Source organism: Pseudomonas sp. TE3-3-F2023 (assembly GCF_036784815.1).
Lineage (GTDB): Bacteria > Pseudomonadota > Gammaproteobacteria > Pseudomonadales > Pseudomonadaceae > Aquipseudomonas > Aquipseudomonas pudica.
Genome location: NZ_CP145113.1, coordinates 4,311,374 through 4,334,824 on the forward strand (window position 1 = coordinate 4,311,374; position 23,451 = coordinate 4,334,824).

General features: G+C 52.2%; 22 protein-coding genes and 2 pseudogenes. 13 read left to right on the forward strand and 11 right to left on the reverse strand.

The features are described 5' to 3' along the window. Positions 1 to 9 precede the first annotated feature (9 nt). Positions 10 to 1,017, forward strand: a complete 1,008-nt coding sequence (locus V3314_RS19795; protein ID WP_088512358.1) for a metallophosphoesterase — start codon at positions 10 to 12, stop codon at positions 1,015 to 1,017. A gap of 30 nt (positions 1,018 to 1,047) precedes the next feature. Next, on the forward strand, positions 1,048 to 1,692 hold the full coding sequence (locus V3314_RS19800) for a 3'-5' exonuclease (protein ID WP_088512359.1): 645 nt from the start codon (positions 1,048 to 1,050) through the stop codon (positions 1,690 to 1,692). Positions 1,693 to 1,710: 18 nt separating this feature from the next. Here V3314_RS19800 and V3314_RS19805 read toward each other — a convergent pair whose 3' ends face one another. Next, positions 1,711 to 1,923, reverse strand: coding sequence for a hypothetical protein (locus tag V3314_RS19805; RefSeq protein ID WP_088512547.1), 213 nt, complete (start codon positions 1,921 to 1,923; stop codon positions 1,711 to 1,713). 2 nt (positions 1,924 to 1,925) lie between these two features. Beyond that, on the reverse strand, positions 1,926 to 2,174 hold the full coding sequence (locus tag V3314_RS19810) for a hypothetical protein (RefSeq protein WP_143516705.1): 249 nt from the start codon (positions 2,172 to 2,174) through the stop codon (positions 1,926 to 1,928). A gap of 147 nt (positions 2,175 to 2,321) precedes the next feature. Here V3314_RS19810 and V3314_RS19815 point away from each other — a divergent pair, with 147 nt between their 5' ends. Beyond that, positions 2,322 to 2,738 carry a helix-turn-helix transcriptional regulator gene (locus V3314_RS19815; protein ID WP_088512361.1) on the forward strand — a complete coding sequence of 139 codons (417 nt, stop codon included), beginning with the start codon at positions 2,322 to 2,324 and terminating at the stop codon, positions 2,736 to 2,738. Between the two features lie 683 nt (positions 2,739 to 3,421). Then, positions 3,422 to 5,071: a hypothetical protein gene (locus V3314_RS19820; protein WP_088512362.1), complete on the forward strand. Its 1,650-nt coding sequence runs from the start codon at positions 3,422 to 3,424 to the stop codon at positions 5,069 to 5,071. 150 nt (positions 5,072 to 5,221) lie between these two features. On the opposite strand, the gene V3314_RS19825 is transcribed toward V3314_RS19820, so the two are convergent. The 4 genes from V3314_RS19825 to V3314_RS19840 form a co-directional block, all read right to left on the reverse strand. Further along, on the reverse strand, positions 5,222 to 5,815 hold the full coding sequence (locus V3314_RS19825; protein WP_088512363.1) for a DUF4326 domain-containing protein: 594 nt from the start codon (positions 5,813 to 5,815) through the stop codon (positions 5,222 to 5,224). Then, positions 5,812 to 6,255, reverse strand: coding sequence for a DUF488 domain-containing protein (locus V3314_RS19830; protein ID WP_088512364.1), 444 nt, complete (start codon positions 6,253 to 6,255; stop codon positions 5,812 to 5,814). The genes V3314_RS19825 and V3314_RS19830 overlap by 4 nt, the downstream gene beginning before the upstream one ends. 10 nt (positions 6,256 to 6,265) lie before the next feature. Then, a complete protein-coding gene (locus V3314_RS19835) occupies positions 6,266 to 6,967 on the reverse strand; it encodes a hypothetical protein (protein WP_143516706.1) in 702 nt (233 codons plus the stop codon). Positions 6,968 to 7,040: 73 nt separating this feature from the next. Next, a complete protein-coding gene (locus V3314_RS19840; RefSeq protein WP_088512366.1) occupies positions 7,041 to 7,406 on the reverse strand; it encodes a hypothetical protein in 366 nt (121 codons plus the stop codon). Positions 7,407 to 7,424: 18 nt separating this feature from the next. Between V3314_RS19840 and V3314_RS19845 the strand changes: the two are divergent. Beyond that, positions 7,425 to 7,867: pseudogene (locus tag V3314_RS19845) on the forward strand (hypothetical protein). 407 nt (positions 7,868 to 8,274) lie between these two features. Here the strand turns inward: V3314_RS19845 and V3314_RS19850 are convergent. Beyond that, entirely contained in the window at positions 8,275 to 8,643 is a 369-nt protein-coding gene (locus V3314_RS19850; RefSeq protein ID WP_088512368.1) for a DUF1413 domain-containing protein, read from the reverse strand. 461 nt (positions 8,644 to 9,104) lie between these two features. Here V3314_RS19850 and V3314_RS19855 point away from each other — a divergent pair, with 461 nt between their 5' ends. From V3314_RS19855 to V3314_RS19865, 3 genes are read left to right on the forward strand one after another with little or no spacing between them, the layout of a single operon-like run. Continuing rightward, on the forward strand, positions 9,105 to 10,259 hold the full coding sequence (locus V3314_RS19855; RefSeq protein ID WP_088512369.1) for a dsDNA nuclease domain-containing protein: 1,155 nt from the start codon (positions 9,105 to 9,107) through the stop codon (positions 10,257 to 10,259). Continuing rightward, positions 10,256 to 10,732 carry a hypothetical protein gene (locus V3314_RS19860; RefSeq protein WP_088512370.1) on the forward strand — a complete coding sequence of 159 codons (477 nt, stop codon included), beginning with the start codon at positions 10,256 to 10,258 and terminating at the stop codon, positions 10,730 to 10,732. Before V3314_RS19855 ends, V3314_RS19860 begins: the two co-directional genes overlap by 4 nt. After that, positions 10,729 to 12,495 carry a hypothetical protein gene (locus V3314_RS19865; protein WP_256596041.1) on the forward strand — a complete coding sequence of 589 codons (1,767 nt, stop codon included), beginning with the start codon at positions 10,729 to 10,731 and terminating at the stop codon, positions 12,493 to 12,495. Before V3314_RS19860 ends, V3314_RS19865 begins: the two co-directional genes overlap by 4 nt. An 82-nt stretch (positions 12,496 to 12,577) precedes the next feature. Here the strand turns inward: V3314_RS19865 and V3314_RS19870 are convergent, their stop codons facing one another. The 3 genes and pseudogenes from V3314_RS19870 to V3314_RS19880 all read right to left on the reverse strand — a co-directional run bounded on the left by V3314_RS19870 (position 12,578) and on the right by V3314_RS19880 (position 16,368). Next, the gene (locus V3314_RS19870) at positions 12,578 to 12,943 is read right to left on the reverse strand and encodes a histone-like nucleoid-structuring protein, MvaT/MvaU family (protein ID WP_088512371.1); all 366 of its coding nucleotides are present in this window, start codon (positions 12,941 to 12,943) and stop codon (positions 12,578 to 12,580) included. Positions 12,944 to 13,761: 818 nt separating this feature from the next. Then, positions 13,762 to 14,463, reverse strand: a pseudogene (locus tag V3314_RS19875) (DUF4113 domain-containing protein); the annotation flags it as partial. Positions 14,464 to 14,706: 243 nt separating this feature from the next. Next, a complete protein-coding gene (locus V3314_RS19880) occupies positions 14,707 to 16,368 on the reverse strand; it encodes a choline dehydrogenase (protein WP_088512373.1) in 1,662 nt (553 codons plus the stop codon). A gap of 708 nt (positions 16,369 to 17,076) precedes the next feature. Between V3314_RS19880 and V3314_RS19885 the strand changes: the two genes are divergently transcribed. The 5 genes from V3314_RS19885 to V3314_RS19905 all read left to right on the forward strand — a co-directional run bounded on the left by V3314_RS19885 (position 17,077) and on the right by V3314_RS19905 (position 22,599). Continuing rightward, positions 17,077 to 18,540, forward strand: coding sequence for an APC family permease (locus V3314_RS19885; RefSeq protein ID WP_233687878.1), 1,464 nt, complete (start codon positions 17,077 to 17,079; stop codon positions 18,538 to 18,540). A gap of 67 nt (positions 18,541 to 18,607) precedes the next feature. Continuing rightward, entirely contained in the window at positions 18,608 to 20,041 is a 1,434-nt protein-coding gene (locus V3314_RS19890) for an aldehyde dehydrogenase family protein (RefSeq protein WP_088512375.1), read from the forward strand. A gap of 122 nt (positions 20,042 to 20,163) precedes the next feature. Beyond that, a complete protein-coding gene (locus tag V3314_RS19895) occupies positions 20,164 to 20,952 on the forward strand; it encodes a GntR family transcriptional regulator (RefSeq protein ID WP_088512376.1) in 789 nt (262 codons plus the stop codon). After that, on the forward strand, positions 20,952 to 21,626 hold the full coding sequence (locus V3314_RS19900; protein ID WP_178085885.1) for a cache domain-containing protein: 675 nt from the start codon (positions 20,952 to 20,954) through the stop codon (positions 21,624 to 21,626). The genes V3314_RS19895 and V3314_RS19900 overlap by 1 nt, the downstream gene beginning before the upstream one ends. A gap of 241 nt (positions 21,627 to 21,867) precedes the next feature. Continuing rightward, positions 21,868 to 22,599, forward strand: coding sequence for a TorF family putative porin (locus V3314_RS19905; protein ID WP_088512378.1), 732 nt, complete (start codon positions 21,868 to 21,870; stop codon positions 22,597 to 22,599). A 64-nt stretch (positions 22,600 to 22,663) separates the two neighbouring features. Here the strand turns inward: V3314_RS19905 and V3314_RS19910 are convergent, their stop codons facing one another. Further along, positions 22,664 to 23,263, reverse strand: coding sequence for a dimethylsulfonioproprionate lyase family protein (locus V3314_RS19910; RefSeq protein ID WP_088512379.1), 600 nt, complete (start codon positions 23,261 to 23,263; stop codon positions 22,664 to 22,666). Between the last annotated feature and the right edge of the window lie 188 nt (positions 23,264 to 23,451).

Genomic DNA, 23,451 nt, shown 5'->3' on the forward strand with positions numbered 1-23,451 from the left:
TCGTAGCTCATGCCCCATCTGCTTAAGCTCCCGCATAATCACGCTGGCCGCGACTTTGTCGTGGGTGACATTCACTTCAAAACCCGAGAGCTTCATAAGGGCCTGCAAGCTCTCGGTTTTGATAAGTCTGTCGACAGGCTGATTGCCGTGGGAGATCTCATCGACCGTGGCCCAGGGATGCTGGATGGGCTGAAGCTGCTGGGCGAACCCTGGTTCTTCACGGTGAAGGGCAACCATGAACAGATGCTAATCGACGCCTATCGAGCTAACCCACACCTGCCCTATTCAGCCCATGGAGCGCGGTGGTGGCTCACGATAGATGACGAGTCCAAGCCCATGGTCATCGACAAGCTGGATAGCTTGCCGCTGGCTATTGAGGTGGAGACGGCTCAGGGCGTGGTCGGGGTATTGCACGCAGATGTGCCCGTGGGATTATCCTGGAATGACTTCACCCAGAACCTCGATAACCCACAGATTCAGGATGTCGCGTTGTGGGGGCGCGAGAGGATCAAGAAGCATCATCGTGGCGGTATTCCAGGTGCCTGGCGTGTCTGTGTCGGGCACACCTGGATCCCGCATTCTCTGCGCCTCGGGAATGTCCTTGCCTTAGATGCCACTGGCGGCGGGGATGGCCCATTGGCGATCTACTCGCTGCATGACGACGTCGTGTACGTGGATGGTAAAGCCTCGGGGCTCGACCAGGCAGAGCGCCTCGGCGAGCAGTTGGAAGAGCTTGAGCAGTCGCTCACCTCGCTCAAAACCTTGGCGCACGCCAACAAGCTCATTGAAACCCAGATCGCGAGCCGTGAGGCAGAGGCTCGTGCTCAGCAGATCACTTCCACTTGGCTGAATCTGGCTGAGGATATAGCTGGCATGCAGCAGTTGATGAATGCCCTTCACGGGTTGAGTCTGCTGTCCGGGGAGCGGCGCTCTGCCAAGCTTGAAGAGCTGCAGGGGCGGTATGCTGGCACTCCTACAGGCGAGTTGCTCATTCGGCTCTTCGACTCCCCTTCGTAACGAACGAGGGCCCTCCGAGAAGGAAGAAGCATGCAGATCAAAAAACCAAAGCACCTCCAGGCGCTCCGCGAGCTACTGGCAGGCTCTCGATATCTCCTTTGCGTAGATCTCGAAGCCACGTGCGACGAGTATCCTGCAGACCTGACAGACGAGCAAAAGCAGGAACACGATCTGGCTGTGCGTCGTGACGACATGGAAACCATCGAAGTCGGAGCAGTGGCTCTGGATCTGCATCAGGATTGCAAGATCGTCAGCGAGTACACCAGCTTCGTGCGACCGGTGCTAAATCCAAGTCTCACCAATTTTTGTAGGGGGCTGACCACCATTGAACAGGTCAACGTCGACGACGCCGGTACATATGACGAGGTACGCCAGAAGCTGGATGACTACCTGGCTGCGTTCAAGGCCGAAGGGCTGATGTGGTGCTCCTGGGGTGATTACGATGCCAAGCAGTTGGCAAGGGATGCAGTGCGGAATCGCTGCGAACCCATGCTGTCCGACCTCAGCCACACCAATGCTAAGAAATGGCACTGGAAAATCCTGAACTGCCCTGCAATGGCTCTCCGGCCCGCCGTTGAGGACTGGGGCCTTGAATGGTCTGGTCGGTACCACAGAGGGATCGACGACGCTCGCAACCTAGGCGCGCTGATGGGTGAGATCCTGCGTGCGGGCTGATCAGGCTGGCCGCTGACGCTAATGCCTACTAGGTGTGAAGCCACCGAGGGCGCCGAGCTGATAATCTGTCACCGCCTGAAACTGACTTTCAGCAATCTTCCGCAAGCGCTCCAATTCCGCACCCTTGATCCCAGCTGCTTCAGCTTCGTGATACCGCCTCAAGGCATTCACGGCCTCGACGTACATCTGGTCATCCGGCATTAAGACATCGCTGAGATTCTTACGCTTCATAGTCATTTCGCTGCCATCGGGAATTGCTGGCTGAAGTCGATAACAATGACTTGAAGCTTTTCAGTGGCAGGGTCATCGGGTTCCCAGGGGAACCAACTGAGCGACTCGTAGCCCATGATCTGGCCTTCCCGCACGACGTCTGGGTAACACGCAACGGCGTCTTCTAAGGCTGAGCAGTCAGATCTCGGCAGGAGAACAGGTAGGTCAGGGTCGTACTTGCGCAGCTCTTCAATTAGCTCGACCACGTTCACATTCTTGTCCTCGAGTAGCGGCCTCATGGGGGCCGATAGTGACGTCCTTCAAGGTATACGCATGGGAGTGCTCTTTTGCCAGTCGTGGTAGGCTGATGGACGAATGGATAGCCTCCTATCGAAACAGCCTATACCCGGGACTGCAGCATGACGCTCAAAGCCTCTTTCGCCAGCGTGCTTCGTGCACTGCGTAGCAAGCGCAATATCACCCAGCGAGATTTCGCCGACACGACGAGCCGTACCTACCTCTCAAAACTTGAATTGGGTAAATCGAGTATCACCCTGGACAAGCTTGAGCAGGTGAGTGAGCGCCTTGGGCTAAGTCCATTGACAATCATGACTCTCACATTGAGTGAAGATACCGGTGAGTCGGCAGTCGACTTGATCTCGAAGCTAAGCGCAGAGCTTGCAGACCTGCAGCGAGATGGAGGTCTAGCAGGCCTGAAACTTACGGTGAATGTTGCACAAGAAGTCCGTGCGCCAGCGGCTCAACGAAGGCCACGAGCCTCCAGGGGAGCCGTATTGCCAACATCGCTGCAAACCGAGTTGGCATTTACAAACTGAGCAGCGGCTTGGCCAGCTTCCACAAGATGGTGCCAGCTCTTCCAGGCTCTCGCCCTCACTGTTCTCGAAAACGCCAGCCTCCCAGAACAGAACTTGGATGTTGGCTTAGGCGAAGAATTCGACTGCCGCAAAATCGGATGCAGTGCTCGCCGGTAGCACCAGGAATAGGCGCATGGTGGGTGAGATCCTGAGTGCTGATCTCTTTATCAACCTCGTTGACGATATCGCGGTCATGCAAATATATTAATTCGTTATGAGTTAGCCTTCCGCCTGGATAGCGATGCGCATACAAGTTCGTTACTCCAGAGGCGCATGCAGCCCCCCCCAACAGGTTATCCGCCCACCCACCTGTTCCGCCCAGCGATTGATTGAGCTTAGAATTGATGCTGCTAGGCCTCTGACGATAAATCCTCACCAGGCGCCTAAGCGCTCGATTCTCGCCCATTATTGAACAGCCAGGGCGCGGAAAATGATGACGATGACCTCCTGGAAGATTTAGACGGTCGGCCAGGGTTATCGAAGTATCCGTAGCGGATGATTTATAATAAAATAGGTCGCATCTCGAGTTGACGCCAAGCACTAACGTATACTTTCGTCAATGGCAAAGGCGATATCGACACACTCTAAAGCGAAGCAAATAATTCTCAGAATTCGATGCAAAGTACCACCTCAAAGGACAGTTAATGAAAATTTTAGAACCACAAGTAGACACTCTATTTGATACAAACCCAATTCTAGAGCTGCCATTTCCTCACATTTATAATCATTTTTGCCAGATCGTGATGCGCGACATGCTGGACAACATGGAATTACCTTACAGCACGCTCATCCCATACACCTTCATTTTTGAGAAAGCAAAGGACTTTAGCAACCAAAGCTTGGAGTCCTGTACCGAATCGGGTTACCACATTAAACAAGAAGATTTCAAAAATCTTTTTGCATGTGCAAACCTTAATATTGTATTCCCTTTTATTCATAACAAAATTTACAGCTTCACACGAAAAAGCGAAAACGAGTCATTTATCGACTACTTCGACCAAGCGGCAGAAGATCACGAACTGACTGATATTATACTCACTAATCTTTCGCTGCCGGCAGTGACTCGACTTGAGAGAAGCCCAAAGACCTTACTTGATAAAATAGTTTACAGGCTGAAGTCCAAAAGATCGATAGACCCAACCGCCTATTATGACTACATTTCAAAAATGTACTCCAGCTCCCAGAGCGCTTTCGTTGAAGCCGACATAATACCCGACTCATTCTACAACCACATTGGCTTCTCTTCCTCGGAAGAGTTTAAAAAAATCCGAACTGCCTATATGTGTCTCGGCCAGACCTACATAGATGTATCTGTTGTTGTCGACAAATACCTGACCGCAAATGCCCTGCACGACACACCTCTTGGCAAAAAGCTTTGGCAAGGCTTAGCCATGGCTAAAATGAAACATTCTGAACTTAAAAAGTTTATTCAGAAGATGACAAGTGCATCGGATGCAGATTTTGATAAATTTTCAGAGTTCTTCTTCTGCTCCCAAGGTGAGCACACAAACATTTCAAATAAATTTCTTCCACCATTTTGGCGAATCGAAGAGTACGTATACTTTTTACCTGCAGCCGTGCCGACCTTGCTCGGCGCAAGAAATCTCCTAATTGCTATTCAGAACGACAAATCCAAAAACAAGAAATACAAATATGACAGCATGATCTCAAACCTTTTCGAGCCTGAGCTATTAAAGCGAGCCGAAAAACATTTTAAAAGCAATGGATTTAGCACATGCCTGGAAAGAAATTTTGAGGGCGGTGAGATTGACCTTTTGGTTTATTGCAAAAATTCTCACACCATCATCACTATTCAAGCTAAGGCCACTCTTTATCCTGAGTCTGCCAGAATGGCCAGAAGGCTTGATGGCCGGATTGAAGAGGCCGTAGACCAAACTCTTCGCTTTGACAATTTGAGCATAGACGCCAAAAGCAAAATTTACAAAAAAGCATTTCCCGAAATTCAAGCCCCGGACAAAGTAAATCACCTACGCGGGATACTCACAAACTCTGGCTTCGGAACAACGCACAGCTGGCAGCTGCTTTCCAAAAACAACATCACACCGATTAACTGCAACATTCTCAAGAACGTACTTCCAGAATGTAGTTCCCTTTTAGAGCTCCCGAAAAAAACTCAAGAACTTATCGACAAACTCAAAAGTGAATGCGAGGTCGTTGAAGCCCCAAAAATCTTTGAGCTCCCTGACCATACCATTCGTCAAAGACACGTCGAAACACGAAACATGAAAAGCCTATATGAAGCCCAATACTGGGGCGAGGCGATTGACCTGTAGCACTTTGCTAATTATGCGGCGCCGAGGTGATCTCTCGGCGAAGCATTTTAACTTCCCAGCACTATAAAACTCCATACCAGAAGCACCGAGAACCGCAGAGAAACTTAAATTAATCTCATAACCCCCTCAAGTTGAGCCAGGTTTATATCTTTATAGTCCATCATCTTGAGCATTTAGATGAGCTGCTAGGACGTCCCCATGACAAGCTGCAGGCTTACAGTGGCACGCAATAACCTTGCCCCTGATGATGCCCAGGTTGTGCTCAAAGTTTTCAGATGCCTTCAGGAAGCCACGACCGAAGTCGTAAGCGAACTTGCGGATGACCTCGTCTCGGTCACCGTCCTGGCCCATCTGGTATGGGTTGCCCCAGATAGTGCCTCGACCGATATAGACGTCGTAAAGGTCTCCTCGATCCTTGTTCACCACCAAGGTGAGCTGCAGCGGGACTACCCGGGTTGGTATGGCAGCTAGGCCCAAAGTGTTTCTCAATCCAGCAAAACACTCGCGATCCTCAAAGAGAATCGCGTGCGTTGCTTTTTCTACGGCGCCGGCCTGGTCTTCTACCAGCTCGAACGGAATGCCCTGCTCTTCCGCGTAAGCGCTCACGTAGCCGTTGGGATCGACCATGGCCACGAGTTGAACCTCGGGTGATTGGCTGGTGTAGAACTGCACCTTCCTCTGCAGCTTCGAGTAGCAGAGGAATTCCTTCGGATAGGCGATGAGGATGGTCTTGGTATCACTCATACAAGATGCTTGACGTCGATGGACTCGTCGCTCCAATGCTCTTTCAGGTACTCGGTCACAAGCCGGCGATGGCACTGATGAGGTTGGTGCTCACTGCACAGGAGGCAGCCACCCTCCATGAGATCCCGGCGCACATGCTTTTCGATATTGCGCTTCGCCATCAGATTCATGAACTTTTCCTCGTACTGCTGCCAGGTAATGTCCTTCTTCTGGTAGGGCGAGAGGATTTCCTTGGTAGGAGCCAGGTCAGGTAGATGGACGTAGTCGACGTCACAGATCTCCGCCAGGAAATATTTCAAATCGTCTCGCTTGGCGAAGCCGGAAAGCTGCGAGATGTTGTTCAGGCGAACGTCCACGACACGCTTGGCACCTGAGAGCTTTATCAGAGAGAAGAACCGCTCGGCCTTCTTCTCGGTGAAGCCAATAGTCAGAATTTTCATGGTCATCCGTTCAGAGAATCCCTGCTACGAGCTTATATGCATATCCGGTATTCGGATCTATATCCCCGAGACTCACCGTGAAATAGGTAATGCCTTGGGGATGATGCGTGCCAGAGCCAAGCCGCAAGAAATGCCCTTCGGCCACGTCATCGGTGACCTTGAAAGCATAGGGCTGTCCGCCGTAGGTGAACGAGGCCCGTACCTTGAGCCTTGGATCGCCCCAATCGGCACTTTCGGCGGATACCGTAACAGATATCCTTTCTGGGCGAATCAGGAAAAGCGTTTGACGCTGAGCATTCAGTAGGTCTGGAGGTACTCGATCATTTACTCCGCAGCGGCTGTGATGAGTGAGATCCCAGAGCTGCTCAGGTCGATCTTCAAACTCAGCTATTTCGTCCAAGAGCAAGCGCCGTGCAGATGACCACTGCGGGGGGTGGCAGATAACGTGATTCTCAATCTGATAGCGGTGATTCTGGGCGCCGGAGAACGTGGAAGTGGTCAAATCTAACAGGCAAGCGTAATTGCCGTTTGCATACCTGCGCTCCAGATCTGAAACTGAGTCGTGGTCGCGGTTGCTGACCGGTCGGATCCAGTTACCATGGTTTTGTCCGCCCCATGTTTTACCTGCGATACACCGACCTCCCGGCTTCTTAGATGTGGCCAAGCAAACGAACTGATGCTGATACGGCGGCATAACGAAAATCCCTTTCATGATGGCGATGAGCCATCCTGACCGTATCTCGCTTGCCCTTCAATGACCGTTCATCGCCGCTCCGCTTGGCCCATTAGACGCCCAGATCATTGGACACGCGAGCCGTCCGCATTTGCCGCGTCAGCATGTTGGCAGGCATCCTTTCCAGCAGGCCATCAACCAGGTGCTGGGCGTGTCGACTGTACAGCGTTACGCGGTTTGATGAGTCCTCTCTGAAAGGCACGACACCGTCCACTTCCACCTGGGCAATTTTCAGCAAATTAATCACGACTGGGCCCACCTCATCTTCGTCGAGGTATTCGACAGTTGGTCTTGCAGGAGGCCCTGCCCCTTGCCACAGTTCGACGACGATCTGGTACAGCTCAGATTCCCCGAAATGATCCAGAGCCGCCCTCCAGAGAAGGGCCTCTTGTGAAATGTCGATGCGGTTGCCACTCATGCGAAAGGAGTCACTATCTTGAAGCTCTACCTTGATTGCGAATTCACCCAGCTGTCGCCGGCAGCCAAACTGATCTCGCTTGCCTTGGTCGCTGAAACGGTAAGGAATTCTACGTGGAATTGTTGGACACGTGGGTCACTCAAGACTGCAGCGATTTCGTGATCGAGATTGTACTCCCACAGCTCTGGCATGGGAGCTATGCGATGCCCGTTTTGGCTGCACGTGACGCGCTCCAGAGCTTCCTCGAAGGCTTCGCGGAGACGCTAGAGATTGTGACCGACGCACCACAGTACGATTGGGAGCTTTTTTGCGAGCTGGCTTATGCCAACGGACGCTGGCCGAGCAACGTGCTGAACAGCCCCACTGACGCTACGACTCTGGAAGCTTGCAACGATGGAGCCCCGTTGCCGCATCATGCTCTCTTGGACGCTCGAATCATCGCAGGCATGTTCACTCGTTAAATGGCAAACCTGTGCCACTAGATGTGCCCACTGACCAGCACCCTGAAAGCATGGAACAGTCGATGATATGTAATCCCTGATCACGTCATCCGCTCCACTCGGCTCTCAGGTGACCCGTGCCCACTACGCTGCAATTCCTCGCTGTTTCATGCGTTCCAGGAGAGCCTCAGGGTGAACACGGTAAACCCCAGGGCTAACGCGGAGTGTCATTTTGCGATAGGTCGGACTATGTGTAGCACTGGAGATTTCCGAGTTCGACAGAAAACACCCGGTGGTAGTCTCGGGATCTTCAGGGAAAAAGCTAATCAGTTCTTGGCGGGTGATAACCAGGCCGCTTCCCAGATGACCATCAATTACCGCATCAAGGAATCGATCAGCAAACGCGAGGTCTGTCATTGTGCACTTCCTTACTTGAGAGAACGACGGTATACGGCTTTATTGCCGCTGTTACGTGAGACCCATTCTGCTAGACCAGCTAGGTCGACCTGCTTTCGAAACGCCTTTCCAAACGACTTCCTGTCACCAGTGGTCATCAAATGCCAAAGGTCATTTGGGATCACATCCTCAACGAGGAAGGTGTCTCCAAAAGGCACCTTCTCCACCGCTTTCAGGGTCACCTGAACGGCGTGCACCAAATCAACAGCCTCTGCCTCAGGTTGATCCAAAGCAACCGCTAGAAGGTTGTTAAGAACCTCATCTGCAGTGCTTCCCGAGCTACTGCTGAGACCCAGGACAGCAGCCATCAGGTCATCGCGAATCTCAACCAAAACCTTCATGAGCCTACTCCTTTTCTCTCCTTTCCTGGCCAAGCATAGCGATGCCTAACGAAAACCTCAAACCTTTTTACAGGAGTGGAAAGGTTTCTCGCTATCAACCATCATTAACACTGAAACCTGAGGCCTAGAGCGTAGGTTTCGACTTCCGCCCTTAGGTTGGAAAAGGTTAAGCTAAGCTGGCTATGTGCCAGCCAGCAGCAGGGACAAAGGAAAAGTTGGGTGATCAGGGACAGATATGAATGGATCTTCGTCTACAACCTTTCAGTTCGACTAGCATGGGTCACGGATCTCAGAAAAGAGATAGTGGGTACTCGCGCCTTTACATACCACTCTCGCAGCTAAAGCATGGCTCATGCCTTATTTATTTGCTGGCGATGTCTCGCTATTCATGCAAAAAACTATCTCTGACTCAGACCAAACTTGGCAGCAAGTATGTGTTTCACCTGGAGCAATGAAACGACATGAAACTAAATGAAGTTGACCTCCGGGAGCAGGCAGGCAGGGATACGATAAACCGATTTCGTGCTCAGTTCCGAGCGGCACTAATCGAAAGCCTAGCGATCCTAGAAGAAAGCGAAATTGAGCGCATATATTGCGATTACCATGAAGACTACGTCGTAAAATATGTTATTGATGGTGAAACTCGATATCGCTTTGTCCAAGTTAAAACCAAGACGAAGCTTAACGACCAGTACACGATACTTGATATCTTCGGGATCAAAAAACGCCGTAACACGGAGCACAATTTACCCGACAGCTTTGCCGGAAAGCTGTTACCCCACATCAAGAATTTTGGAAAATCATGTCACTCGGTAGAAATCCGAACCAACATTAACTTTGAAGACGAAGTGGAGCAAATCCTCGAGGAAGTAAGAGGAAAGCGCCCAGTAGGTGCGCACACAAAGACATTGATAGCAGAAACTCAAAAACTGATACCTAGCCTAGCCTTTGAATCCGAAGATGTGCATCTTCATTTTCTTTCGCACCTCTGCCTGGAACCAAGGCAACAGATTCTGAGTGAGCAAGACGATCTTTTCGTCTCAATGGCGTCCAATCAAATATATAAATTTAGCGAAGTCCACTTAAAGCCTGACGAAGTTCAAAAAATAATAGTCCGACTTCTTTCAACAATTGAATCTAAATCCGCCGAAATCTTAATTAAAGATATTTCCGCAGCCGAGTTAGATCGAAAGGCCAGTATTGGCATGAAAGATGTCTTGGATGTGCTCTCCATCTCTACATCAACTTATGAGATTTTACGAGACGGCGGTGATGAAAAAGCCATCAAGTCGGCATCAATTCTTCAGCGAACCTTGAAACGCTCGGGATTCTCTTCCAACACCATTGACGCGTTTGCGGGCTATAAGTGCCAATGGGAAGCTTGGCACAGAAAGTATCGCCATGACATACCAGACTTCCTGATGACCATAGCCATTGAGCTCGTAGTTGAAAGCGCTAGAAAACTGGCTTTAGGTGCCATTAAGACAGCAGAAATCACTACCGAAGTAACTACACTACAAACCAAGCTTTGCAACCAATTGATGCGAACTGACATAACCCTTGAACTGACCTTTGGCGCAGTCCTCTCGGAACTGGTAAGAGGCGAAGCAACATGAAACTCGTTGAAGCTATAGAAATCGCCTCCACTGAAGCCCCCTTGATCATTACTCGAAGCGCTCCGCGCTCTCGAAGGGATGCACTTCAGAACGAAAGCTTGTTCCATATGCCACTTATTGCACTTTCGATATTGAGCCTAGCCAAAGGTAGATCGAAACCTAAAGCCGATGAAATTGGCAAGCTCATAGGCCAATGCTTTGAACATAGTCTCGCAACATTCAGCGGCTCGAGCCAAGAACTAGGCTGGTCGGCCAACCTTCGAATCCGAACGGTGAAGGCCCTAACCTTTTTAGAGTCGACTAATTTAATCACCATAAATAAAAATACTTCCAGACTTGAGGCAACCTCGACTGGCAAAAAAATCGTCGATGGAGCAATCGAGTCGGAAGGTGAGCTTTGCGTTTTCCTCCTAACCATCCAACGGGAATACAGGAACATTTGCAAGGAACGCGCAGTAGAGGAAAAACTATGAGATTCGAATCCTTAGAGATTGTCGCCAATGGCCCTAATGGCTGGGGATCAGGCCTGCTTGAGTTCGGCAGTGATATAACTCAACTATTTGCAGAGAATGAAAGCGGAAAAACACCGCTCATAATGTCCACCCTATTCTGCTTGGGAATGGATGTAAAATTTCGTGCAGACATCACTAGAAATTGCAAGTCAGCAATATTACAAATCGCGATAAATGATAAAAAGATAACTCTCGAGCGCTCCATCGGAGAAAAGTTTGACCTAACTGTCCACGAAAGCTCGAAAACCATCAATCGCTTTTATAATGACGAGGATTTTTCGCGATTCTTTTTAAACCTCATAAATATCAAAACCAATAAACTAATCACCACTAGCGGCACACCTACCCTCCCATATTTTTCAAGCTTAATACCGCTTTTTTACTTAGATCAAGATCATGGATATTTGGAGTTTTACGCAGCACGTCAGTCTTTCGTCAAAGACCAATACTCCGAAATGGTTAGATTGTTGGTAGGCCTCCCACCTTTCAATTTATATGACAAGAAACGCACTGGTATAGAACTAAAAAAAGAGGCTGACTATCTCGATACATCTATCGTCTCGAGCCGAAAACTTTTGGAACGTCTACAGCAAGACTTGACAGCTCCTATCCGCACAATTGATACGCTAGAGAAAAAACTAGAACGTTCCAAAACACGACTGGAAGAGCTGAAAAACACTAAAAATGTTAAGAGCGAAGCTCTGTCTGGTCTTGACGATTTGATAGCAGAGCAACGAGTACGATACCGCGAACTTAGCAATGAATCCATACAGCTCGAGTCAAAGATATCCAGTGCCAAGCTAATTCGAGACGAAATAGAAAGCGAAATTCAAACACTAAACTTGAATGAGGACGCTCGAAGAGCCTTCATATCTTTCTCCGAGCTATGCACCACGCCGAACTGCGGCATGTTCATGGCCAGCGCCGAGTCATATGGCAAGAGCCTTCTCTATTTGAGAGACCAGATAAAGGATTTAGAGATTTCTACTGCCGCAAACATTCAAGCCGCAGAAAGATTGGAGATCGCGAAATCGCTAACCAATCGCCATATCGAATCCTTTATACACAAGCGTTCAATCGCCGAGCGCGAGGCTGGAATAGATGCATTCATTGAGGCAATTAGCACCACGACATCAGATATCTTCGAGCTTCAACTTGAGCTGGGCAAGCTAAAAAAGGTAGAAGCTCAGAAAACCAACCACGCCAATTTGCTGGCTCGTCGCGACAAGACGCTGTCACTCTTAGAGGCGGCCCAAAAACCAAGCGAACAATCTGCTGAGGTAATTACATTCCGTCTACGGCTGTCGCAGGCCATGACCAAATGGCTGGATACTTTGCATGCGCGCAATGTATCGAATCAAATCAAAATCGACTCCAACCTAAAACCAATGATGGGAGATGAGAAGCTTGAAATATTCAAAGGCAGCTCAAAGACCCGTACAGTTCTTGCATTCCACGCCGCACTATTCGAAATATGTCTAGAAGACAAAAACTCTCCTTTCAGGATATTAATCCTGGACACCCCAAAGCAGCAGGACATTCCCGACATTCATCTGTCTGATTACATAGAAGAACTTAAGTCGCTCGCCTCGAAAAATAATGCCCAAGTTATATTCTCAACCTCGAGCTATAGATATCAAATCGACCCAGCAACTGACAAAGAATGGCTTCCAAAATTTGGCAATGGAGAGGATGCTATGTACCTAGGCATTCCAAACCAATAGTACCTTAGCAATTGCCAGATGTATACTGGCAACCATCATGGCGTGGTCGCAATACCTGCGTACCACGCCGATAGCTTAGCAATTAGGCAAGCCAAGACTCGACTTCATCAGCACCATATTGAGCTTTCCACTCCTTCAGCAGCTTGTGATTGCCGCCTTTGGTTTCGATGATTTCACCGTTATGCGGGTTCTTGTACTGCTTCAATTGACGGGCGCGGCGCGGGGCCTTTTCAGCCGCTGCAGGAGCAGAGGCACGTCGGTTAGCTTGAGGATCCAGAATGCTAATCACATCACGAAGGCTGTAGCCATACGAGGCAAGGAGGTCACGCAGCTTGGTTTCAAACGCAATTTCTTTTTGGAGCTCAGAGCTGCCCTTGAGGGCTTCAAGCTCTGCAAGCTGGGCGGCTAGTTGCTTTTCAAGTTCACGGAATTCGGCAAGACGAGACATAGGCAATCCTTGATACGATTTGTAAGAAACAGGATCACATCGTAAACCATCGAGGCGTACTTTGTTGCCAAACGATAGCCTTGGCTTGGCAAAAGATATGTCAGCTTGGGAAGCGCCCTCAGCTTTCACCTCCCTCCCCGCCCCCATCCTGGCACGAGCTCGAGTGAGTCACGTGTTTGCCACCTACACTTCGGTCTTCCTCCCGAGAACAGGAGCGCAACGATGCTGATCCTCCCGGCTGCAGATGCCAGTGATGATGAATGGTTCGAATTTGCCCAAACAAGAGCGGAGGATCTCCTGCCCCACTTGAGGGAGTTCATCCTCGAGCGATTCACTTACAAGCCTAGATACGTTCAACAGAAGGTCTGGAGATCATTCGCAACAGCTTCGGGCACGGAGCAAGCTACTTTCGCCTTTTCGCAAGGCCAGACCCTAACTGCCCACGGGAATCACCGGTGATCGCTCGGCTGATGTTCGAGCAACAGCGCGTTGGACATGGCCGGGCCTTAGTTGGACGCCTGGTAGAACTGGCACCTACCCTTGGCTACCGGCACCTGCTCATCGAATGTGCTAATGCCAAGGCATCTGCATTTGCGGAGCGCTTGGGCTTCACGACCTACGACAGCCGCCGAAACTGGGTGGCATCAGTGAATACTTTACGAGAGTCCCTTCTGCCGCAGACGGCCTGACCGCCCAGCGAACACATCCTCCTTGTCACCTGGCCACACTTCATGGGTGGCTCAGAGTCGTCACGGTACCGTCCAAGCCATACGCTGCCAGTTAAACTGGTTCGGGTCTGCTCTGGACTTTTGCTGAGATCACTTGCAGTACACCGTCCAAAGTTCGTCCATCCGAGTGGTGTAGCTCTGGCTCATCATCTCCCGGCGCATACCCCAGCTGGGATCGATAGGCACGCTGGCCAGCCGCATGGTACCCCTACCCCATCTACCATTTACGGCATCGAGCACGCCCATCAGCTTTTCACTCGCTATTGGCTGAGCCGCCGCGAGCAGGTCACCGGTGATCTCGTTCGGCTGGCTGAGGTCGAGCAGCAGCACCTCTGCCTTGCTGTACCGGAAGCCCTCCCGGTACACCCGCTCCACGCCCTCCTGCGCCGCTTTTGTCAGCAAACGCGTGTCGTCCGTTGGATAAGGCAATTTGATCAAGACACCGTTGGCGTACTTGGCCTCATCCGGATTGAACATCCCCGTGCGGATACTCACCCGTAGGCGCTTGCAAAGCGACCGCTGGGAGCGGAGCTTTTCAGCGGCACGCGATGTGTAGGTGGCCACGGCCTCTTTGATCGGAGCCAGCTCGGTCAGCCGGGTACCGAACATGCGGCTAGAGCAAATCTCCTGTTTCGGCGGATCGGGCTCGTCGAGTTCGAGGCAGGTGGTACCACCAAGCTCGCGGACTGTCTTTTCCAGCACCACGCTGAACTGCTTTCTGAGCGACCAGGCGTCGGCATGGGCCAGCTCCCAGGCGGTGCGAATATCCATATCCGCCAGATGGGCGGAAATGGCGCGATGCAAAGGAGTGCCCGAGCTCAGCTTCATTGGAGCAAGAAAAAGCCACTCGTGCCTTATGGCTGCCGAGTGGCTTGTAAGTCAGAGCTACAATCCGACCCAAGGACGAGTGGCCTCAATGTTACTCGGCGGCGTAACCGCCATCGATACGAGCTCGCTGCCCATCATGAACTTTGAATCTTCCGATTCCAGGGAGAGAATGGCAAACACGATGTCGTCCGGCTCCCCCCTCTCCAGTTACGCGTACTCCGGTTCCGCCTTGAAGAATTTCGCGCTGGATGGCGGTAGCTGGCGACCGAGAATCATGTCCGCTGCCTTCTCAGCGATCATGATCGTCGGCGCGTTAGTGTTCCCATTGGTCACCTCAGGCATCACAGAGGCGTCGACAACTCGTAAGCCACGCACCCCTTTGACCCGCAGCTGGCCATCGACGACAGCATCAGCACCACTGCCCATTTTGCAGGTTCCGCAGAAGTGGTAGCCACTTTCAGCATGGTCACGAATAAAGTCGTTCAGGCCCTCATCGTGCATGGCGGTTTGCAACGGCTTGAGCATCTTCCCGCGATACGGTTTGAAGGCATCCTGCTCCATAATCTCGATGGTCGAGCGAATGGCATTTCTTGAGTCAATCCAATCCTGCTCCTTTGTGAGCCAGTTGGGCTGAATCAGCGGCGCATCCTCAGGATTAGAGGACGCCAAGTTGATCCACCCACGGCTCAGAGGGCGCTGCGGGCCGAGATGAACCTGATAGCTATGGCCTTCGGCTGCCATTCGCCCGCTGTATTCCGCCGCGACTCCAACGAAGTGGCATTGTACGTCTGGCCAGGGTTTATCAGGAGACGAGCGCAGGAAACCACCAGCTTCAAAGAAATTGGATGCTCCCAACCCGGTGTGGGTCGCATACCACTCCGCACCAATCGCAGCCTGGCGATGCAGCTTCAACTCCTTGTAGTACGAAACCGGCTTGAGACAGTCATAGGCCACGATATATTCGATGTGATCACCGAGGTTCCTGCCCACGCCTGGGGAGTTACATACCACCGGAATCCCATGCTTCTTCAGCTCGTTTTCCGGGCCCACACCAGACAACATCAACAACTGAGGCGACTGGATCGCACCCGCTGACAAGATGACCTCACCATCACAGCGGATGACCTGTTCGCGGTTCTCGCTGCGCAGTGCGATACCGACCGCTTTGTCGCCCTCGAAAACGACACGACGAACCAGAGCCCCGGTGATCACCGTGAGATTCGGGCGCGACATCACAGGGTGAAGGTATGCGCGGGCAGCACTTTCCCTGACCCCTTTGTGAATGGTCATATCCATCCGCCCGAAGCCTTCTTGCCGGTAGCCGTTCTGGTCGGAAACGTGCGCGTGGCCGGCTTCTTGGGCCGCTTCAACGAAGACTTGGTACAGCGGACTCGCACCGAAACCTTTGGTCACATGCAATGGGCCCGCCCCACCGCGATACTCGTTCTCGCCCTGGTCATAGCTTTCCGATTTCTTGAAATACGGTAAGCAGTGTGCGTAAGACCAATGGGCCAGCTCTGGATCCGTCGCCCAGTTGTCGAAATCCATCGGGTTACCACGGATGTAAACCATCCCGTTAATGGTCGACGAGCCACCCAATACCTTTCCTCTGAAGTACGGAACCCTGCGGTTGCGCAACTCCGGAACGGGCTCGGTCAGGAACTGCCAATTGTAGGTTTTTCCGACCAAAGGGTACGTAAGGGCAGCAGGCATCTGGATGCGAAAATCCCATTTCCGATCAGGCCCACCTGCCTCGATGACCAGCACGTTGATGTTGGGATCCTCACTTAGACGGTTAGCCATCACACACCCCGCCGAGCCGGCGCCTACGATGATGTAGTCGTACCCGCCACCCTTCACTGCACTCATTTCGCTCACCTTCTTGTTCGATTTTTCACTGCCAGATCGGCAACTCACGTCAGTCATGCGCTCCTTGGAGCAGTCCCGGCTTCAGCACGATTTCAACTGGAAAAGCCATAGGCCTCTCGGTTGACGACAGCACCTGGCCCTACTGAGCCATGCAAATTTCGCCTCAAAAAGATGCGAAATAGCATGAAATTGCCCAATTTTGGCCAGGATATCGCCAGACCTAGCTGACTTAAGATTCGCCTGACCACCCCTTCAAGCTACCAAGCAAAAAAGCACTTGTCTAAAAATATTTGTGGACGTAGATTTAAAGCCGGCACAGGTTTTCCTGCGCTTCACAAAAATAAGAGGCATGAAAATGACAACGATCAACGTCATCGGACGTGACGCAGTGACGGCATTCCTAACCCCGCCATCAGGGGGCGAATTGGAGCCGGGCCTTAACAGCTGTGGCATGCGCGAAGAGTCGGTCAGGGATGTCCAACAGTGTGTTCGAACAATAAAAACAGGTTCCGCCGGCAGCTTGGCCTGGACGGCAGAGTCCCGCTCCTCTAATGATTTCCTTCCCCTACTGCCAGGGCGGCCCGTGCGGCTGATCTCACCCACGCAGACAAACGCTCGGACGGGCTAATACCAGTCCTGAGACGCCTGCATTCGCATCAAGCACCAACTCACCTTGGCGGCACCTCTGCATAGACGGGGATAGAATCTATGAGTTATTCGGAACCTGCAGGGCTCACAATGACGGCCCGACAACAGCACCAATCATCACAGCGTCTGCGTGGCAATCTCGGCACCTTCGACATCGTTTTCACTGTGCTGGCCTATAACGCTCCACTGACCATCATCATTGGTTTGATTCCAGTGATCATTGGCATGGGAAACGGCCTGGGCGCTCCTCTCACCTATCTGGCGGCAGGCGGATTGATGCTTCTTTTTGCCGTCGGCTTTACCACGATGGCTCGGCACGTTCCCAACGCTGGGGCGTACTACGCGTACATCACTGCCGGCCTGGGCCGCTCTTTGGGGCTGGGCAGTGCATTCATGGCCATCTTGGCCTACACGTTCATGTTGATCGGGGCGTATCTCTACGTGGGGGTGACCTTCTCGACGATTTCGCTGTCATGGCTCGGTCTGGAGAAGCTGCCCTGGTGGCAGTGGTCGCTAGGATTCGCGGCCATTGTCGCAGTGCTCGGCCACTTCCGAATTTCGCTTTCAGCAAAGCTGCTTTCCCTGGCACTCGTGTGCGAAGTCATCATCACCTTCGTCTGGGAAGCCGCTGTGTTTCAAGATGGGGGAGCTAACGGGCTGTCACTGTCGTGGATGACCCCTGAAGTCCTCACCTCCGGCTCGATTGGCCTGGCGGTTCTTTTCGGTGTCACGTGTTTCGCAGGTTTCGAAGCCACCGCTGTCTTCCGTGAGGAGGCGCGCGATCCGGAAATCACTGTCCCCCGGGCAACCTACATCTCGATTATTGCCATGTCGGTGATGTTCGCCTCGGCCACGCTTTGCTTTATCTGGGGATGGGGGCCGGACGTAGCTCTAGATAAGTCGATCAACGACCCTTCGAATGCCGGCATGGCTGTCATTGAGGCCTACCTGGGTAATGTGGGGGTCAGCATCGTCCACACCCTGGTATGCAGCAGCATTTTCGCGTGTGTACTTGCCATCCATAACATCCTGGCTCGGTACATCTACTCACTGAGTGTTGACGGCGTCTTGTTCAAAGCACTGAGCACGGTGCATCCCACTCATGAGTCGCCGTACCGCGCCTCTGGACTGGTCGCCGTCATTACTGTGGCCAGCCTGCTCGCCGCCATTTACTCAGCAGTGGAGCCCTACTCGGGATACGCCTCACTCATCGGCATCGCCGGTTACACGTTGCTGATCCTCCAGATCCTGACCACGGTGGCGGTCATCGTGTTCTTCATCAAAACGCCCAACAGCGTGAGTGCCATGAAGACGAAGCTAGCCCCTGCCCTCGCGCTCATCGGCCTGTCCGTGACCGCGTGGTTGGCAACCGAGAACATCGGGCTGCTTACAGGTAGCGAGAGTGTTGCCATGATCCTGCTCGCATTCCTTTTCGGCTCGCTGTTCTTCGGCTGCGTCTATGCCCTGTGGCTAAAACGCTCATCGCCTCTGGTTTACAGAGCGATCGGACGTCAAGAGATCTGACTCCTTACAACGGGTTGCTATCACTTGCGGCCCAACAACGCCACCTTAGGAATGGAAGTTAAGCGACATGCAGAAGTATTCGAAGTTCTTCATCGATGGACAGTGGGTAGCACCTGCATTGTCCACACCCTCGCTGCTTGCTGTGATTGATCCAGCGACCGAGGAAGCGTTTGCCGAAATCGCGATGGGTACAAAAGAAGACGTTGATCTCGCCGTCAAAGCAGCCTCGAAAGCGTTCGAAACCTTCTCGAAAAGCACGGTCGAAAATCGTATCTTCTTGCTGGACGCCATTCGACGTGGACTGGAGGAGCGACGTGAAGAGATTGCTCAGATCATCAGCCGCGAAATGGGCGCACCGATCACGTTCGCCCGAGAGGCACAAACCTTCACCTGTATCGCTCACGTCGAAGCGATGATCGACATCCTCCGGACTTACAAATTCGAAGAGTCGCTGGGTACCACACAAGTCCTCAAAGAGCCTATCGGGGTGGTGGGCCTGATCACGCCCTGGAACTGGCCACTCAACCAAGTCATCTGCAAAGTCATTCCAGCGATTGCCGCTGGTTGTACAGTCGTGCTCAAGCCGAGTGAGATTGCCCCACTCGACGCCATCATCTTCGCAGAAATTCTTGAGCAGGCTGGCGTACCCGCAGGTGTGTTCAACCTGGTGAACGGTGATGGGCCAACAGTGGGGGACGCGATCTCGCGGCACCCCGACATCCATATGGTTTCCTTCACTGGATCAACGCGAGCAGGCATTCAGGTGGCCAAGTCCGCTGCAGACACGGTCAAACGCGTTACCCAGGAACTGGGCGGCAAGTCTGCCAACATCATTTTGCGAGATGCCGATCTGGAGCAAGCAGTCGCGACTGGCGTAACGGTATGCCTCAGCAACAGCGGGCAGTCCTGTGATGCCCCTACTCACATGCTCGTTCCAGCAGAGCACTACGAGCAAGCACTGGAAATCGCGGCGAAAATCGCAAACGAAGCCGTGGTGGACAAGCCAAGCAACGCCTCAACGGAATATGGCCCACTCGCCAGCCGGATGCAGTTCGACAAGGTGCAAACCCTCATCGAGTCCGGCATTCAGGACGGCGCTCGCTTGGTCGCAGGCGGTCTGGGACGACCTGATCACTTGGCTGTAGGTTTCTACGCCAAGCCGACCATCTTCGCTGATGCACATGAGAACATGGCCATTGTGAAGGAGGAGATCTTCGGCCCTGTGCTTGTGATCTCCCCTTACGATACCGAAGAACAGGCAATCGACTATGCAAACTCCAGCCATTACGGCCTGGCCGCATACGTTCAGTCGGGTGACAAAGCGAAAGCAAACGCGGTTGCCAGGAAGCTCCGCGCCGGATCGGTCTTCGTCAATTACCCGCACTGGGATGTGATGGCCCCATTCGGCGGCTATAAGCATTCTGGAAATGGGCGAGAAGGTGGGCCACACGCCCTCACTGAATACCTGGAGATCAAAGCGATCGTTGGATACGGCGCTTAACCGCCACAACCCTAGCCGGCGCTCACTGCAAGGCCGGCCAGGGTTCCAAGCGCTAGCCTCGACCCGGAGCTTTAGTTAGGTAGAATAGGAAACCGGCTCGAATGCACTCCCATGAGGACTCAATGATCAGTGGTGTAAACCATCCCCAGCGCCTGACCATGTTTGCTTTGCGAGCAGAGCAAACATTTGGCGTTGACTCCGTGATAGCAAGATTGCGCACGGCCATCGATCTTGGGTTTCTTCAGCATGGCGAGATGCTGCCCAAAGAAGCGCTGCTTGCCAAAGAGCTTCACGTGACAGCGTTCACGTTAAGGGAGGCACTAGCTCAACTCCGAGCGGAGGGCATGGTAGATACAAAGCCTGGTCGAGGCGGAGGAACGTTTGTAAACCACGCCTCAAAGCTCGTGAGAGAGAAAGCCATGAGTCGGCTACAGGAGCTCTCGGCAGTAACACTGAGAGATTTGGCGGACTGGAAAGCCATGTTGCTTGGCGAGTCTGCAGAGCTTGCGGCTACTAGAGCTTCACCGGCCAATATTGCTCGGCTGGTTTTGTATAAAATCAGGATTGCTGAGGCCAAGGATGCGTTGACAGCCTGTCGTGCCCATGCGCGCTTTGACGTCGAGCTAGCGTCCGTTGCGCAATCAGTCCGGCTGAGCGCTGCGGCACTGCAGGTATACGAAGATTTTGGTTGGTTATTGGCCCTGGCCCATGAAGAACAAGAATATACCGACCTGTGCGCTGCCACCGTCGGTGAGATTCTTGAGAAAATCACTCTAGGTGAAGGCATCGAAGCCGGGAATGTGGCGCGGTCACGGACTCGTGTGTCTTTTGACAATCTTGTACGCTTAAGATTGAAACTGATTGCTCAGAGCTCAGAGTCTACTTTAGGCGAAAAGTTAGAGACCGCATAATGTTGCAGCCGTTGGTAGAATCAGCCAGTGCTGTTTTCGAGTCGACTTTCGTCGAGTTGGAAAAGCTTGCAAATCGCTTTGAGTTGCTGGTTTCGAATTCAAAGAAAACCAAGAAAGGCATTTCGGAATCTGGTTTGTCAAAAATCCGCCCAGACTTGGTTCGCTCCCTGACAAACCTGGGAAGCTACGCTTATGCCTTGGGCATAGTGCTGGATGAGGGCGTAATTGAAAACTCCCCCTTCTGGCTCAACTGGATCGAGATCGATGCAGACGGAATCATTCAAGATGATTCGAACATAAGATACCCATGGCGCGGCAATTTTTATGAGTACCCAAATGCTGACTGGATGGTAATCCCGAAGACGCAACGGCGCCCGGCAATTGTAGGGCCCTATGTTGACTTCGACAAACACATCATCACGTTAGCAACACCTATCATTGTCCAAGAGCAATTCTTGGGGGTGAGTGCCGCAGATATTCGACTCAGTGACTTTGAGCGAATCGTGGCCACGCCTCTGTCACGTATAACTCGGGAGTGCCTACTCTGCAATCACGAGGGGCGGGTTGTTGTGTCTAACACAGCGAGTGCTCCAGTCGGCTCTCTCAATCACACATATCTTGAATCAGGCCAACCTGTTTCATCCACCGGCTGGAGAGCAATACTTCTTGAGTAACGGGCTGATTCAGCCCTTTCAGATACACATCAATAGCCGGCTTTCAGCCAGAGACTGGGCAACTCAATTTCCATAAGAAACCATTAAAGGTTCTCTGAACGAGCACCACATGTTTGCTCGCCAAAAATACTGACTACCGAGTATGACCTTAACATACCCAGTGGTTTATTTTCAGTTAACAACCTAGCTGCGCAAACAACAATCCACCGAAATCTGCATACACGACAATAGGAAAAAAAACGTGAATAAAAGATTCAGCATCTTGGCAGCTTCGCTTATTGGTGCTTCATCGAGTCTCGCCAGTGCCGCCCAACTTAGCGATGATTTTTCGATTGCACTGACGGCTGGAGTGTTCAGCGACTACTGGTCACGAGGTATGTCGCAAACCAAGGGAGACCCTGCTTTACAAGCGTCAGCCACGCTAATCCACTCAAGCGGCCTGTACGCCGGCGTGTGGTCGTCCAACGTCGACTTCGGAAACGGCAGCAAGACACGCCAGGAAATAGATTACTACGCGGGATATTTCTGGCAGATCTCGGACGATGTCTCTCTTGACCTCGCCTACTACCAATACGAGTACCCAAAGCAATCTTTTTCCAACTACTCTGAATACTATGCCAAGCTGTCCGCATACGGCTTCAACATCGGTGGATATTACTCAGACGATCTCTTTGATGATCAAAGCTATCTCTACAGCTTTGCGGGCTATACAGCCAATCTTCCACACGAGATTAAGCTAGACCTCACTTATGGCAAGGTGGATTACAAAGATCCAGTTTTTGTCAATGGCAGTGGGCAGACCCGAGACAGCTACAATTTATGGCTGGCCAAAGTTAGCAAGCCGCTCTTTGGCTTCGTTTGGTCTGCAGCGTATGGCGATACAAATCTCTCGCGACAAGAGTGCATGAGCTTCAATGGTTACGACGACATTTGTTCAAGCACTGTTATTTTCGGCGTCGAGAAGTCGTTTTGAGGTAAGTGGGAGGGCAATTTTGCCCTCCCCTACACACGCGCCAAGACGCTCCACTCGCACACCTCTACAAATCGTGACCTAACGCCCAGAAAGCCAACAATGGCTTCGGCCCCGAGCGCATGGCATGGACAACCTCGGCCTCGGTGTAAAGCGAACCTCTGTATCCAGGCGCCGCCCAATCGCTTCCATCCTTGCGGAACTCACCTTCAGAGACGACCAAGTACATTTTGGCAGGTGCATGGCTGTGGTCTGGGTGACGAACGTCTGGGGCGAGCAAGCTCATCCCAATTCTCAACCTATCACTGCTCACCAGGCTGCCAGGGCCATAAAGGGTGGCGTTTGCGTGCCCAATCCAGAAGTTCGCTGATGCCGACTTTGGATGGGACGGTGAGTGGGTCTGGTACCAGTCCAGATCGCTCGCGATGAGTTTGCAGGCCTCAGAAATTCCCCAAAGGCCCAGTTCCCGCGATGCCGAGGTCAGGGCGGCACCGAGATGGGAGCATGCAGGCAAGGTTTGCCTGAGCCGCTGAACCTTCGAGGGGCTCGTTTGGTAACCAGTGAACGCCTGGGTCACCACCGCCAGAGCACGGTCATCACCTGCAGCATTTTCAAAAGCGAGATGGAGCGCTCGAATGAGCCTATGTGCATCACTGTCCCTTGTCATGTACCCAGCTCCTTTCAAGGCTTAGAGCTGCACGTGGCAATCACAGCGACGTCCGCCCCACACACGTCAGGCTCAAGTCATGAACCCATCATGCATATTTTAAAACCTAATGGTATCATTTTCTGACCCGTCGGTATTTTCGAGCAAACAACTCGACCGTAGCGCCCGTCGAACCTCACACCGCAGTC